General features: G+C 48.6%; 1 protein-coding gene. It reads right to left on the bottom strand.

The window, feature by feature from the left end; translation table 11 throughout:
• On the bottom strand, positions 1-851 hold an 851-nt coding region (locus R7Z77_RS24760; protein ID WP_318136971.1), incomplete at both ends, for a glycosyltransferase family 2 protein.

Raw genomic sequence — 851 nt, 5'->3', positions numbered from 1 at the left:
CGGTAGTCACCCTGCATACGAGAGTTGGTCATGCTCGCGTGGATCATATGGGGCAATACGTACAAAATGATCGCCAGCGCTGGCGCATAAATCACGTAGGAATGCAGCAACAAATAAGCCAATGGTGCGATCAGGAATACAATCCTCGGGATACCAGATAGAAAGTGCAGCATGGCATTGACGTAACAAAGCCGTTGAGAGAGCTTAAGCCCCTTTCCAGTCAATGGATTATCTACCCTAAATATCTGCGCCATCCCGCGAGCCCAACGAATGCGTTGCCCAACATGTGCAGACAATGTTTCTGTCGCCAAACCAGCAGAAATCGGCTGCTTAAGATATGCAGAACGATAGCCTAAACGGTGCATGCGCAGAGACGTGTGCGCATCTTCCGTCACGGTTTCGACTGCAATACCACCGACTTCCTCTAAAGGCTCTCGACGTAAAATAGCGCACGAGCCACAGAAGAAAGTTGCATCCCATAAGTCGTTACCATCTTGAATCAGGCCGTAAAACAAGTTGCCTTCGTTTGGCACGTTACGAAAGTTCGATAAGTTACGCTCAAAAGGATCCGGTGAGAAGAAGTGGTGTGGCGTCTGAATAAGCGCCAACTTGGGATCTTTCAGGAACATCCCCATTGTGAGCTGAAAGAATGCTCGTGTAGGAATATGGTCACAGTCAAAAATCGCAACAAACTCACCGCTGGTATGCTTCAACGCATAGTTAATGTTACCGGCTTTCGCATGTTCATTCGTTGGGCGGCGGATGTAGTTCACCCCTACACTTTTGGCGAAATCTCGGAAGCTATCACGCTTGCCGTCATCCAGAATGTGGATGTTGAGTTTGTCTTTCGG

Source organism: Vibrio sp. 1401 (assembly GCF_033340295.1).
This window is presented reverse-complemented; position numbering and strand designations above follow the sequence as displayed.